The 13401-nt window shown below is 70.5% G+C and carries 12 protein-coding genes; all 12 read right to left on the bottom strand.

The annotated features are described in order from the left end of the window. Nucleotides 1-3 precede the first annotated feature (3 nt). The gene (gene smc / locus AU196_RS03300; protein ID WP_059093661.1) at nt 4-3591 is read right to left on the bottom strand and encodes a chromosome segregation protein SMC; all 3588 of its coding nucleotides are present in this window, start codon (nt 3589-3591) and stop codon (nt 4-6) included. Between the two features lie 15 nt (nt 3592-3606). Beyond that, complete coding sequence (locus tag AU196_RS03295; protein WP_059093660.1) at nt 3607-3894, bottom strand: acylphosphatase; 288 nt, start codon at nt 3892-3894, stop codon at nt 3607-3609. Further along, nucleotides 3878-4294, bottom strand: a complete 417-nt coding sequence (locus AU196_RS03290) for an OsmC family protein (RefSeq protein WP_059093659.1) — start codon at nt 4292-4294, stop codon at nt 3878-3880. The genes AU196_RS03295 and AU196_RS03290 overlap by 17 nt, the downstream gene beginning before the upstream one ends. A gap of 94 nt (nt 4295-4388) precedes the next feature. Next, nucleotides 4389-5246, bottom strand: coding sequence for a bifunctional DNA-formamidopyrimidine glycosylase/DNA-(apurinic or apyrimidinic site) lyase (gene mutM, locus AU196_RS03285; protein WP_059093658.1), 858 nt, complete (start codon nt 5244-5246; stop codon nt 4389-4391). Between the two features lie 6 nt (nt 5247-5252). Next, complete coding sequence (gene rnc, locus AU196_RS03280; RefSeq protein ID WP_059093657.1) at nt 5253-5957, bottom strand: ribonuclease III; 705 nt, start codon at nt 5955-5957, stop codon at nt 5253-5255. Then, complete coding sequence (locus tag AU196_RS03275) at nt 5954-6520, bottom strand: YceD family protein (protein ID WP_059093656.1); 567 nt, start codon at nt 6518-6520, stop codon at nt 5954-5956. The genes rnc and AU196_RS03275 overlap by 4 nt, the downstream gene beginning before the upstream one ends. A 56-nt stretch (nt 6521-6576) precedes the next feature. Further along, on the bottom strand, nt 6577-7314 hold the full coding sequence (gene sepIVA / locus AU196_RS03270; protein WP_059093655.1) for a cell division protein SepIVA: 738 nt from the start codon (nt 7312-7314) through the stop codon (nt 6577-6579). A 174-nt stretch (nt 7315-7488) separates the two neighbouring features. Continuing rightward, nucleotides 7489-7965 (bottom strand): pantetheine-phosphate adenylyltransferase, encoded by a 477-nt coding sequence (gene coaD / locus AU196_RS03265; RefSeq protein ID WP_059093654.1) that lies wholly within the window; start codon nt 7963-7965, stop codon nt 7489-7491. Nucleotides 7966-7997: 32 nt separating this feature from the next. Then, nucleotides 7998-8567, bottom strand: a complete 570-nt coding sequence (gene rsmD / locus AU196_RS03260; protein WP_082695605.1) for a 16S rRNA (guanine(966)-N(2))-methyltransferase RsmD — start codon at nt 8565-8567, stop codon at nt 7998-8000. After that, nucleotides 8564-11947 (bottom strand): pyruvate carboxylase, encoded by a 3384-nt coding sequence (locus tag AU196_RS03255; protein WP_059093653.1) that lies wholly within the window; start codon nt 11945-11947, stop codon nt 8564-8566. The genes rsmD and AU196_RS03255 overlap by 4 nt, the downstream gene beginning before the upstream one ends. A gap of 34 nt (nt 11948-11981) precedes the next feature. Beyond that, a complete protein-coding gene (locus AU196_RS03250) occupies nt 11982-12638 on the bottom strand; it encodes a vitamin K epoxide reductase family protein (RefSeq protein ID WP_059093652.1) in 657 nt (218 codons plus the stop codon). Continuing rightward, nucleotides 12635-13393, bottom strand: a complete 759-nt coding sequence (locus AU196_RS03245; RefSeq protein ID WP_059093651.1) for a thioredoxin domain-containing protein — start codon at nt 13391-13393, stop codon at nt 12635-12637. The genes AU196_RS03250 and AU196_RS03245 overlap by 4 nt, the downstream gene beginning before the upstream one ends. Nucleotides 13394-13401: the final 8 nt, after the last annotated feature.

Genomic DNA, 13401 nt, shown 5'->3' with positions numbered 1-13401 from the left:
CGGCTACGACTGCGTGCCGACCAGTTCCTGGCCGCGCAGCCGCTGCGAGATCACCTGCGTGATGCCGTCGCCCTGCATCGTGACGCCGTAGAGCGCGTCGGCGACCTCCATCGTCGCCTTCTGGTGCGTGATGACGATGAGCTGGGACCGTTCGCGCAGCTGCTCGAACAGGCTGATCAGCCGCCGTAGGTTGACGTCGTCGAGTGCGGCCTCCACCTCGTCCATCACGTAGAACGGCGACGGGCGGGCCCGGAAGATCGCCACCAGCATGGCCACCGCGGTCAGCGATTTCTCCCCGCCCGACAGCAGCGACAGCCGTTTGATCTTCTTCCCCGGCGGCCGCGCCTCGACCTCGATGCCGGTGGTCAGCATGTCGCCGGGGTCGGTCAGCAGCAGCCTGCCCTCGCCACCCGGGAACAGGGTGGCGAACACCTGGGTGAACTCGCGCTCGACGTCGGCGTAGGCCTCGGTGAACACCTGCAGGATGCGGTCGTCGACGTCGGCGATCACGTCGAGCAGATCCTTGCGGGCGGCCTTGACGTCCTCGAGCTGGGTGGACAGGAAGTTGTAGCGCTCCTCCAGCGCCGCGAACTCCTCCAACGCGAGGGGGTTGACCCGGCCGAGCTCCTTGAGCTCCTTCTCCGCGAGCTTGGCGCGACGCTCCTGGGTGCCCCGGTCGTAGGGCATCGGCGCCGGGGTGACCACCTGCTCGCCGCGCTCCTTGGCCTGTTCGTACTCGGCCATCTCCAGCTCGGTCGGCGGCAGCGCCACGTGCGGGCCGTACTCGGCGATCAGGTCGGCGGGCGCCATCCCGAACTGTTCGAGCACGGTCGCCTCGAGTTGTTCGATGCGCAACGCGGCCTGCGCCTTGGCCACCTCGTCGCGGTGCAGCGCGTCGGTCAGCGCGGTCAGGCGGGCACCGAGTTCGCCGACCTCCTCGCGCGCCCTGCCCAGCGCGGCCGCCCGCTGCTGGCGTTCGGCGGCCAGCGTGTCGCGGTTGCGCGACGCCGCGGCGACGACCGCACCGAGGCGTGCGGCGACCTGTCTGCCGGACTCGGCGACCGCGCCCGCAACGGCCGCCGCGTGCTCGCGGGCCTGTTTCGCGCGTTGCGCCCTCAGCCGCGCCTCGCGTTCCGAGGCCGCTGCACGGCGCAGCGAATCCGCCCGTCCGCGAACGGCATTGGCGCGTTCCTCGGCGGTGCGCACCGACAGCCGCGCCTCGACCTCGGCGGCGCGCGCGGCCTCGGCCGCGGCGACCGAGGCCTGCCGGTCGACGGGCTCGGCGTCGAACATCGGCGCCTGCTGCGCATTGTGCAGCCGGGTCTCGAGCTCGGTGAGTTCCTCGACCGTGCGGGTGCGGCCCGCCTCAAGTTCGTCGCGCTGCCGGATCAACCGCCGATATTCGTCGGCGGCCGCGCGGGCGTCCTGACCGAGCCGGCCGAGTTGCTCGTAGATGGACGAGATGGCGGCGTCGGACTCGTTGAGCGCGGCCAGTGCGTGTTCGGCGGCGTCCTGACGGGCGCGCTGTTCGGTCAGCGCCCCGGACAGCGCGGCGGCCAGTTCCCCGACCTGCCTCTCGGCGGCCTCGAGGTCGGCGCGGGCCTTGTCGATCTCCGACGCGATCTCCAGCGTGCTGGGTTTGCGGTCCGATCCGCCGCTGATCCAGCCCGCCCCCACCAGGTCGCCGTCGGCGGTCACCGCGCGCATCCGCGGCCGGCCCGCCACCACGTCGAGGGCCGCGGCGAGGTCGCCGACGATCGCGACGCCCGACAGCATCGCGGTCACCGCACCGCGCAACCGCGGCGGGACGTCGACCACATCGGTGGCCCACACCGCTCCGGCCGGCAATCCGGGCAACTCGTCGGCGGGCGGCTCCGGCCAGTCGCCCAGGACGATCGCGGCCCGTCCGCCGTCGGATTCCTTGAGCGCGGCGACCGCCGCACGCGCCGCGCCGGAATTCTCCGCGGCCAGCGCGTCGGCGGCTGCACCGAGCACCGCCGCCACGGCCACCTCATGACCCGCGCGCACCTTGACCAGCTCGGCGACCGAGCCGAAAAGGCCTGCGCCACCGTGGTTCTGCTGCAACCAGGCCGCCCCGTCGCGTCGGTCGAGGCCGACGGCCAGGGCGTCGATGCGCGCCCGCAGCGAGGCCACCTGTCGTTCGGCGGCGCGTTCGGCGGTCTGCAGCTCGGCCACCCGCTCGTCGGCTTGGCGCAGCGCCGCCACCGTCCGATCGTGGTGCTCGTCGAGCCCGACCTCCCCCTCGTCGAGTTCGCCGACGCGGGACTGCACGGTCTCGAACTCGGCCTGCGCGGCCTCGGCTTTGGCGGCGGCCTCCTCGATGCCGACCGTCAACCGCGCCACGGTCTCGTCGATCGACTCCACCCGGGTCCGCATGGTGTCGACCTGACCGGCCAGCCGCGCCAGGCCCTCGCGACGGTCCGCCTCGGCCCTGGCGGCGGCCATGTGCGCGCGTTCGGCCTCCGCGGCGACGCGCTCCCGGTCGGCCAGCTCCTCGCGGGTCGCCTCCAGCACCGCGCGCGACTCGGCCAGTTCGTCCAGCAGTTCGGCCTCGTGGGCCGCCATGTGGTCGGCCTCGGCCTCCAGTTCCTCCGGATCGCGGCCGGTCGACGGCTCCGGTTCGGCGTCGAGCAGCTGGGTCCGCTCGTCGGCGATCCGGACGGTGGCGCTGACCCGCTCGGCCAGGGCCGAGAGCCGGAACCACGTCTGCTGGGCGAGTTCGGCGCGTTCGGTCAGCTCGGCCACCGCGACCTCGTGACCGTCGAGTTCGACGGTGGCGGCCTCGAGTCGCGTGGTGATCTCGTCGTGCTCGCGGCGCAGCATGGTCTCGGTCTCGTGGGTGCTGTCGAACTCCGAACGCCGGGTCACCAGATCGTCGGCGGCCAACCGCAGACGGGCGTCGCGCAGATCGGCCTGGATGGTCTGGGCCCGCCGCGCCATCTCGGCCTGGCGGCCGAGGGGTTTGAGCTGGCGGCGCAGTTCGGTGGTCAGATCGGTGAGCCGGGCCAGGTTGGCCTGCATGGAGTCGAGCTTGCGGACCGCCTTTTCCTTGCGCTTGCGGTGTTTGAGGACACCGGCGGCCTCCTCGATGAAGGCGCGGCGGTCCTCCGGGCGGGATTCGAGGATCTCGGAGAGTTTGCCCTGCCCGACGATGACGTGCATCTCGCGGCCGATGCCGGAGTCGCTGAGCAGTTCCTGGACGTCCATCAGGCGGCAGTGGCTGCCGTTGATCTCGTACTCGCTGCCGCCGTCGCGGAACATCCGGCGGGTGATGGACACCTCGGAGTACTCGATCGGCAGGGCGTTGTCGGAGTTGTCGATCGTGACGGTGACCTCGGCGCGGCCCAACGGCGCCCGCGACGACGTGCCGGCGAAAATGACGTCCTCCATCTTGCCGCCGCGCAGCGTCTTTGCGCTGTGTTCGCCCATCACCCAGGTCAGCGCGTCGACGACGTTCGACTTACCCGACCCGTTGGGGCCGACCACACAGGTGATGCCCGGCTCGAACCGCAGAGTCGTCGGCGCCGCGAAGGACTTGAAGCCCTTGAGCGTCAGACTCTTCAGATGCATGACGTGCCAGACTACCTAGCGCTCGTCGAATCCGGTGATGCGCTCGCGCGCGTCCGACCAGTCGGCGATGACCTTGTCGACCCGCCCCGGCGTCTCCCCGCCCTCGAGCAGGCCGAGCAGGCGTTCGCAGTCCGCGCGCGGGCCCTGCGCGACCACCTGCACCCGGCCGTCCGGTTTGTTGGCGGCGAATCCGCTCAACCCCAGTTCGAGCGCCCGGGAGCGCGTCCACCAGCGGAAACCCACGCCCTGCACGCGGCCGTGCACCCAGGCCGTCAGGCGGACGTGGTCAGGCCCGGCCGACATTCTCGACCTCGAAGGTGACCTTGGTGCCCGACTTGAGCGTGCGCCCGACCGTGCACACGTGGTCGACGGCACGTTCCACGACGGTCAGCAGGCGGGCCACCTCGGCCTCGGACAGGCCGGAGAGGTCGATCTCCAGCGACTCCTCGAGCAACGGATAGCGTTCCTGCTCGCGGTCGGCGGGCCCGGAGACACGGATAGTCGCCCGATAGTCGTCGCCGAGGCGGCGGCGCAGCGGTTGGTCGCTGCTCATCCCGCTGCAGGCCGCCAGCGCGATCTTCATCAGTTCGCCCGGGGTGAACACCCCCTCGACGTCCTCGGAGCCGACCAACACCTGCGCGCCTCGTGAGCTGCGCCCCGTATAGCGGCGCACCCCGGTGCGCTCCACCCACAGATCCGTCATGGCCCCCATCTTCGCCGACCGGCTCGCGAAACAGCATTCCCTGTCGTCAAGTGGGTGCATTGGCAGCAGGGAATGCTGTTTCGCGCGCGGAGGGTCAGGCGCGCCGGATCCGCGGGCGTGGCTGGCAGCGTGGGCAGTAGAACGACGAGCGGTTCATGAACTTCTCGCGCCGCATGATCGCCCCGCAGCGCCGGCACGGCTCACCCTCGCGGCCGTAGGCGTCCAGCGACCGGTCGAAGTATCCGGATTCGCCGTTGACGTTGACATAGAGCGAGTCGAACGACGTGCCACCCTGGCCCAGCGCCTCGGTCATCACCTCGGCCGCCGCGTCGAGCAGTTCGGCGAGCTTGGGCCGGGTCAGCGCCGAGGCCAACCGGGCCCCGTTGACCTTGGCCCGCCACAGCGCCTCGTCGGCGTAGATGTTGCCGATCCCCGACACGACGGTCTGGTCGAGCAACTGTCGCTTGATCTCGGAATGCTTGCCGCGCAACACCTTCACAACAGCATCGCGGTCGAAGAAGGGGTCGAGCGGATCCCGCGCGACATGCGCTACCGGCACCGGGACGTCGGTGCCGTCGACGGTGACCAGGTCGGCGAGCAGCCAGCCACCGAACGTGCGCTGGTCGACGAAGCTCAGCGCGGTCCCGTCGTCGAGCAGCGCCGCGATCCGCAGGTGATCGGCCTTCCGGATCGGCCCGAGCAGCATCTGCCCGCTCATCCCGAGGTGCACCACCAGTGCGGAGCCGTCCGAGAGGGTCAGCCACAGGTACTTGCCCCGCCGCCCGGTCCCGGTGATGCGCGTGCCGAGCAACCGGGCGGTCAGATCGGCGGGTCCCGCCTCGTGGCGGCGCACCGCCCGCGGATGGTGCACCCGCACCGCGGCGATCGTCTTACCGGTGACGTGGGCGTCCAGACCCCGCCGGACGACCTCGACCTCGGGCAGTTCGGGCATGGACGGCTAGGCGCCGACGTCGGGGGCGGACAGCGCGGTCCACGCCGCCGCGGCGGCCTTGAGCTCGGCTTCCTTCTTGGTGCGGCCCACGCCCTTGCCGTACTCGATGTCGGTGACCAGCACCGCGGCGGTGAACTCCTTGTCGTGGTCGGGCCCGGTCGAGGACACGACGTACGACGGTGCGCCGAGTCCGCGCGCGGCGGTCAGCTCCTGCAGGCTGCTCTTCCAGTCCAGACCCGCGCCCAGCGTCGGCGCGGTCTCCAGCAGTCCGGCGAACAGCCGCAGGATCACCTCGCGCGCGACGGCCTGTCCGTGCTCGACATAGATTGCGCCGAGCAGGGATTCGACCCCGTCGGCCAGGATGCTGGACTTGTCCGCGCCGCCGGAGTTCTCCTCGCCCTTACCGAGCAGCAGGTAGGCGCCCAGGCCCTTGTCGGACAGCCCGCGTCCGACGTCGGCGAGAGCCTGGGTGTTGACGATGCTGGCCCGCAGCTTGGCCAGGTCCCCTTCGGAGCGGTCGGGGTGACGGTGGAAGAGCTCCTCGGTGATGGTCAGCCCGAGGACCGCGTCGCCCAGGAATTCCAGCCGTTCGTTGGTGGGCAGGCCACCGTGCTCGTAGGAGTAGCTGCGGTGGGTCAGAGCCACGGTGAGAAGTTCGTCGGGCAGGGCCACGCCGAGCGCCAGCAGCAACGGCGAACGGTCCAGCGTCACTTCTCGTCTCGATCCAGCAACCCGGCGAGCTTCGCCCAGCGTGGGTCGATCGTGTCGTGGTGGTGTCCCGGTTCGGCGGTGGCCAGCGCGATGCCGCATTCGGCGCACAGTCCCGCGCAGTCGGGGCCGCACAGCGGAGCGAACGGCAGCGCGAGTCCGACCGCGTCGATGATCGGCTGTTCGAGATCGATCGTGTCGGGCACCCCGTTGGCGCCGACGCGGGCCACCTCGTCCTCCTCGGTGGTGGCGTCGGTGGTGCTGTCGGGGTAGGCGTACAACTCGGTCAGCTCGATCTCGACCTCACCGGTCAGCGAGGTCAGGCACCGCGCGCACTCACCGGTGGTCGGCGCCGCCACCGTGCCGGTGACCAGCGCGCCTTCGGACACCGACTGGACCTGTAGGTCGAGTGTCAGCGGGGCGCCCTCGGCGATGCCGATCAGGTCGAGCCCGATCCGTGACGGGCTCGGGACGGTCTCGTGAAAGGTCATCATCGAGCCGGGCCGCCGGCCCAGGCGCGAGATATCGAGCACGAGCGGCGATCGTGCTGCCCTGTGCGTGGACATGCCTCGATCCTACGGCGCGGGTGTCCGCGTCCACCGGCGCACCGGGGTCGGCCCGCTCAGCGGGCGGCGTAGTCGTGCGTGCCCGCCGCGGTGCGCAGTTGATGGCGGCCGCGACCCACCGACCGCAGCGTGCCGTTGAGGAAGTCCTCGAACTCGGCGAGTTTGCTGTCGACGTAGATGTCACATTCGCCGCGCAGCCGGTCCGCCTCGGCGTGGGCGGCGTCGATGAGCCGGGTGGCCTCGGCGGTGGCGGTGGACACGATCTCGGTCTGCGACACCAGGCGCTGCTGCTCCTTGATGCCCTCCTGAACGGCCTTCTCGTAGGCGAGGTTGCCGCTCTCGATCAGCCGGTCGGCCTCGGACTTGGCCCGCCCGGTGCTGGCGTCGTATTCGCGTTTGGCGGTGGCCATCACCCGGGAGGCCTCCTCGCGCGCCTCGCCCACCATGCGTTCGCTGTGTTGGCGGGCCTCGCCGACCATGCGGTCGGCCTGGGCCTTGGCGTCGGCGAGCAGGCGGTCGGCCTCGGCGCGCGCATGGTTGACCATCGACTCGGCCTCGGCGCGCGCGTTGGTCACCATCGACTCCGAGTGCTCCTTGGCGTCGCGCAGCATGGAGTCGCGGGCGTCGAGCACGTCCTGGGCGTCGTCGAGTTCACCGGGGATGGCGTCCTTGATGTCGTCGATGAGTTCGAGCACGTCGCCGCGAGGGACGACACACCCGGCCGTCATCGGCACGCCGCGGGCTTCTTCGACGATCGCGCCCAGTTCGTCGAGCGCTTCAAAAACTCGGTACACGGCAACACCCTCCAGGCGTAGTTGTTGGTTACCAGTGTGCCTGGTGTTACGCCTGTGACTCGGCTTCCCGCGCCGGTGTGTCGCTCCGGCCAGGCACATCTGACACGGTGTTCAACCGAGGTTATGTCAAGTACCCGGCCGGTACCTCGGCGCGGTGCGCCCACGGCCGTCGGCTCAGTCCCGCAGTTTGGCCCGCAACCGCACGTTCACGGCGTCGGGCAGCAGCGCCGAGACGTCACCGCCGAGGGTCGCGACCTCCTTGGCCAGCGACGACGACACGAACGAGTACTGCGGCGTGGAGGCGATGAAGAAAGTGTCGACGCCCGCGACGTGCTTGTTCATCTGCGCCATCTGCAGTTCGTACTCGAAGTCGGTGCTGCTGCGCAGCCCCTTGACGATCGCGGTGTAGCCGCGGGCCCGGACGAAGTCGACCACCAGGCCCTGCCCCGACTCGACCCGCAGGTTCGGCAGATGCGCGCAGGATTCCGCGATCATCTCCATGCGCTCGTCGAGCGTGAACATGCCCTTCTTGTTCGGGTTCACCAGCACCGCGACGACGAGCTCGTCGAACTGAGCCGCGGCCCGCTCGAAGACGTCGACGTGGCCGAGGGTCACCGGGTCGAACGATCCAGGACACACCGCGCCGCTCATGGGTGACGACCGTACCCGATCATGGTCGGCCGTCACGCCGACGGAGGTCGCCGTTCGGCCATGTCGAGGCGGGTGTCGCCGTAGCGCCGCGAGGGCCACCGCGACCAACCCTGCGGCCACCTCGGCTCGCCGCCCGACGCCCGCCGCTCGATGACGGCGACCGTGCCGTCGCGCGCCCAGCCGTGCGCGTCGAGCGCCGCGAGCAGCGCCTCCACCTCGCTGTCGGGCACGTCGTAGGGCGGGTCGGCCAGCACCAGGTCGACCGGCCGGTCCGCACCGCCCGCCAGCACGGTCGCCACCGGGGCGCGCCGCACCTCGGCCACGGTGCCGACGCCGAGTTCGGCGACGTTGCGGCTGATCGTCGCGGCCGCGCGGTGGTCCTGCTCGACGAGCACCGCGCGTGAGGCGCCCCGCGAAAGCGCCTCCAGGCCAAGGGCTCCCGAACCGGCGTACAGGTCGAGCACGGTGATGCCGTCGAAGTCCAGCCGCGCGTCGAGCACGTTGAACAGCGACTCGCGCACCCGGTCGGATGTCGGACGAGTTCCCTTGGGAGGCACCGAGATCCGGCGGCCCCCGAGCACCCCGGCGATGATCCGGGTCAGCTGACGACCACCAGCAGGTCGCCGCCCTCGACCTGGGCGGTCTCCGAGACCGCGACCCGTTCGACGGTGCCCGCCTTGGGTGCGGTGATCGCGGCCTCCATCTTCATCGCCTCGATGGTCGCGATGGTCTCCCCTGCGCTGACCGTGTCACCGACCTCGACACCGACCGTCACCACCCCGGCGAACGGGGCGGCGATGTGGTCGGGGTTGGCGCGGTCGGCCTTCTCCGCGGTCGGCACGTCGCTCGCGACGCTGTGGTCGCGCACCAGCACCGGGCGCAGCTGTCCGTTGAGGATGCACATCACCGTGCGCATCCCGCGTTCGTCCGGATCGGAGACGGCCTCGAGCCCGATGAGCAGTTCCACGCCGCGTTCGAGCACGACGCGGTGTTCGTCTCCATGGCGCAGGCCGTAGAAGAACTGGTTGGCGCTCAACCGCGACGTGTCGCCGTAGGTGTCGCGGTGCGCCTCGAACTCCTTGGTCGGGCCGGGGAACAGCAACCGGTTGAGCGCGGCCTGCCGTTTGACGCCCGGCTGGGCCAGCACCGCCTCGTCCTCGGCGGACAGTTCCTCGACCGGTTTGGCCGGGGCCCGTCCGGCCAACGCCTTGCTGCGCAGCGGTTCGGGCCACCCGCTCGGTGGGTCACCGAGTTCGCCCCGCAGGAAACCGATCACGCTGTCGGGGATGTCGAACCGGGCCGGGTCCTCGGCGAACTCCTCGGCGGTGACGCCCGCGCCGACAAGTGCGAGCGCCAGGTCACCGACCACCTTGCTCGACGGGGTCACCTTCACCAGCCGGCCCAGGATGCGGTCGGCCGCCGCGTAGGCCTCCTCGATCTCCTCGAACCGGTCCCCCAGCCCCAGGGCGATCGCCTGCTGGCGCAGATTGCTCAGCTGACCGCCGGGGATCTCGTGGCGGTAGACTCGCCCGGTCGGCGCGGGCAACCCGGATTCGAACGGCGCGTACACCTTTCGCAGCGCCTCCCAGTACGGCTCCAGTTCGCACACCGCTTCCAGCGACAGCCCGGTGTCGTACTCGGTGTGGGCCGCCGCGGCGACGATCGAGCTCAGCGCCGGCTGGCTGGTGGTTCCCGCCAACGGAGCCGCGGCGCCGTCGACCGCCGAGGCACCCGCCTGCCACGCCGCCAGATAGGTGGCCAGCTGACCGCCGGGCGTGTCGTGGGTGTGCACGTGCACCGGCAGATCGAACCGCGAACGCAATGCCGAGACCAACGTCGCGGCGGCCTGCGGACGCAGCAGCCCCGCCATGTCCTTGATGGCCAGCACGTGCGCGCCCGCCTCGACGATCTGGTCGGCCAGTTTGAGGTAGTAGTCGAGCGTGTAGAGGTCCTCCCCCGGGTCGGACAGGTCGCCGGTGTAGCTCATCGCGACTTCGGCGATGGCCGTTCCGGTTTCCCGCACCGCGTCGATCGCCGGCCGCATCGAGTCGACGTTGTTGAGCGCGTCGAAGATGCGGTAGATGTCGATGCCGACCGCCGTCGCCTCGTCGACGAACGCCGTGGTCACCGTTTCCGGATACGGCGTGTAGCCCACCGTGTTCCGGCCGCGCAGCAGCATCTGCAGACAGATGTTCGGCACCGCCTCGCGCAGGGCGGCCAGCCGCTCCCACGGGTCCTCCTTCAGGAAGCGCAGCGCCACGTCGTAGGTCGCGCCGCCCCAGCATTCGAGCGACAGCAGCTGCGGCGTCATGCGGGCGATGTGCGGCGCAACCATCAGCAGGCCGGTCGTGCGGATGCGGGTGGCCAGCAGCGACTGGTGGGCGTCGCGGAACGTGGTGTCGGTGACCCCGACGGCCGGTGAGTCGCGCATCCACCGGGCGAACCCTTCGGGCCCCAACTCGAGGAGCCGCTGTCTGCTGCCCGGCTGCGGCGGCGCCGAGGGGTCGATCTGCGGGAGTTTGTCCTGCGGGTACACCGTCGACGGCCGCGGCCCGTGCGGCTGGTTGACCGTCACGTCGGCGAGGTAGTTGAGGATCTTGGTGCCCCGGTCCGCCGGGGTGCGTGCGGTCAGCAGGTAGGGCCGCTCGTCGATGAACGACGTGGTGACGCGGCCCGCGCGAAAATCCGGGTCGTTGACGACGGCCTGCAGGAACGGGATGTTCGTCGACACCCCGCGCACCCGGAACTCGGCGAGCGCGCGCCGCGCCCGCGCCACCGCGGTGGAGAAGTCGCGGCCCCGGCAGGTCAGCTTCACCAGCATGGAGTCGAAGTGGGCGCTGATCTCCGCGCCGAGCACGGTGCCGCCGTCCAACCGGATCCCCGCGCCACCCGGCGAGCGGTAGCCGGTGACGCGCCCGGTGTCGGGGCGGAAGCCGTTGGCCGGGTCCTCGGTGGTGATCCGGCACTGCATGGCCGCTCCGCGGATCTGCAGGGATTCCTGGCTCAGCCCGAGGTCGGCCAGCGTCTCGCCGTCGGCGATTCGCATCTGCGACGCCACCAGATCGACGTCGGTGATCTCCTCGGTGACCGTGTGCTCGACCTGGATCCGCGGGTTCATCTCGATGAACACGTGCCTGCCACGTTCGTCGAGCAGGAATTCGACCGTACCGGCGTAGCTGTAGCCGATCTGACGCGCGAAAGCCACCGCGTCGGCGCAGATCCGTTCGCGCAGTTCGGGATCGAGGTTGGGCGCCGGGGCCAGCTCGATGACCTTCTGGTGGCGCCGCTGCACACTGCAGTCGCGTTCGAACAGATGCATGACGTCGCCCTGCTGGTCGGCGAGGATCTGCACCTCGATGTGGCGGGGATTCACAACCGCCTGCTCCAGGTACACCATCGGATCGCCGAACGCCGACTCAGCTTCCCGGCTGGCCGCTTCGATCGCCTCGGCCAGGGCGTCGGGGTCGGTGACCCGCCGCATACCGCGGCCACCGCCACCGGAGACGGCCTTGACGAACACCGGGAACTCCATGTCGGTGGCCGCGGCGACCAGCTCGTCGACCGAGGACGACGGCGCCGAGGACCGCAGCACCGGCAGGCCGGCCGCCCGTGCGGCCTCGATGGCCCGCGACTTGTTTCCGGTCAACTCCAGCAGTTCGGCCCGGGGGCCGATGAAGGTGATGCCGGCCTCGGCGCAGGCGGCCGCGAGTTCGGGGTTCTCCGAGAGGAAGCCGTACCCGGGATACACCGCGTCGGCGCCGGCGTGCCTGGCGACCCGGATGATCTCGTCGACCGACAGGTAGGCGCGGACGGGATGTCCCATCTCGCCGATCTGATATGACTCGTCGGCCTTGAGGCGGTGCAGCGAGTTGCGGTCCTCGTACGGATACACCGCGACGGTGGCGATGCCCATCTCGTATGCGGCGCGGAACGCTCGGATGGCGATCTCGCCGCGATTGGCGACCAGGACTTTGGAGATCACGCGTTTACCTAACCGCCACGTTGTTTCCGGAGTGTTACACGAGGGTGGACCAGTAGTCCCAGAACCGGACCAGAATCAGCAGAATCACCGCGGTGAACCACAGCGCGGTCAGCGACCACCGCCACTGGTACACCCCGCGTGCGACGGCGTGACCGGCTTCGGCATCCTCCCCGCTCGCGGGGGCCGGCCGCAGTGCGATCGACGCCGTGACCACCAGCAGCGGAACCGTCACCGCCCAGACGACCATGCAGTAGGGGCACAGCGCCCCGATGCGGTAGAGGCTCTGGAAGATCAGCCAGTGCACGAACACCGTACCGAGCAGGGTGCCGACGGCCAGGCCGGACCAGTACCACCGCGGCAGGCGCACGTTGGCCACGGCCAGCACCCCGGTCACCGTGACGACGGTGAACGCGGCGATGCCGATCAGCGGGTTCGGGAAGCCGAACAGCGCGGCCTGCGGCGTCACCATCACCGATCCGCAGGACAGCACTGGGTTCAGCGAGCACGACGGGGTGTACGAGGGATCGATCAGCAGCTCGATCTTCTCGATGGTGAGCGTGGCTGCGGCGAGCAGACCCACCACACCGGCGATGAGGACCCACACCGCGCTCGGCCTCGGCACCGCGGGGCCGGCCGTCCGGCCGGCCGGCGAAGCGGTCGACGAGACGGTGCCGGGCGCGGTGGCGGTCATGACGCGGGAGCCGGCGCCGCACCGTCCAGGCCGGGCACGTCGCCGACGATCTCCTTGATCTTGGCCACGAGCGCGTCGGGGGTCGACGGGTCGTAGTCCTCACCGTTGATGCGCACGGTCGGGGTGGCGCGGATCTCGGTGGCCTTGGCCATGCCCTTGACCATGTCGACGTAGCGGCCCTTCTTGATGCAGTCCGGCACGGTCCCGCCTGCGCCGGCCTGGCGCGCCAGCTCGGTCAGCTGCTCGTCACCGGGGTAGGTGCCGCCGCCCTCGGCGGGCTGGATGCCCTCGGTGTAGAGCGCGGCGTGGAACCGGCGGAAGGCGTCCTTGTTCTCGTCGGCGACGCAGTACGCCGCGCTGCCTGCCCGCGACGAGTAGCCCTCACCCTGCGCGTCGAGGATCGAGACCATGTAGTAGTCCGCGGCGACCGCACCGGTGTCGATGAGCTTGTTGATCGTCGGCCCGAACTGACGCTCGAAGTTGCCGCACGCGGGGCACAGGAAGTCCTCGTAGAGCGAGAGCACGGCCTTGGGCTCGCTGCTGCCCTCCTGGGTGACCACCTTCTCGGAGGCCACCCGCACCGCGGTCGCCTCACCGGAGCCCGGCTTGTCCTCCGCCGACATCACGATGTAGAGGACGAGCGCGACGGCGAACACCACGACAACCGCCGTCAGACCGATCTGGACGAACAGATTGCGCTTGCGATCGGCCGCCTTCAGGTCGTAGCGGGGAGTCTTCTTCGGTTTCGTGGCCACGCGACAAG

This window comes from Mycobacterium sp. IS-1742 (genome assembly GCF_001500125.1).
Classification (GTDB): Bacteria; Actinomycetota; Actinomycetes; order Mycobacteriales; family Mycobacteriaceae; genus Mycobacterium.
This window is presented reverse-complemented; position numbering and strand designations above follow the sequence as displayed.